We start from the raw sequence: 412 nt of genomic DNA, 5'->3' as shown, positions 1-412 counted from the left end.
ACGAATGGCCGCCTTCGAGCAGCAGGTCGCGTACGGCTTCCTCGTGCGGCATGTTCGCGCGGCCGCTGTCGACGTAGCCCGCGACGATCGTCGCGAGGCGGCGCGCGGTGCCTTCGGTGAAGCGGAAGAAGCCGACCGATTCGCCGATCGTGTCGTAGTCGAGATCGACCGCGAGCTGCTTGCGCAGCTCGACCGGCACGCCGTTCTTCAGGCACAGCTTGACGGGCTCGTCGCCGGCCTCGAAGTCGCGGTCGATCAGCAGGCGGTCGACCGCCTGGTCGGCATCGGCCACCAGCGCGTGCAGGATGTTCTCGTCGTACAGCACGTCCGCGTCCATCAGCAGCACGTCGCCGCCGCGCGTCATCGCGTCGGCGACGGTATGCACGGTCAGCACGCTGCCGAGGTCGTAGCG

1 protein-coding gene is annotated in these 412 nt (G+C 68.7%); it reads right to left on the bottom strand.

Going from position 1 to position 412, the window contains the following annotated elements; genetic code table 11:
• Positions 1 to 412, bottom strand: a 412-nt coding sequence (locus M3152_RS17870; protein WP_251697200.1) for a hypothetical protein, incomplete at both ends; no start/stop codon positions are given.

It is taken from the genome of Sporosarcina luteola (assembly GCF_023715245.1).
GTDB lineage: Bacteria > Bacillota > Bacilli > Bacillales_A > Planococcaceae > Sporosarcina > Sporosarcina luteola_C.
Note: the sequence above shows the minus strand (reverse complement) of the source record. Positions and strands in the feature narration are given on the sequence as shown.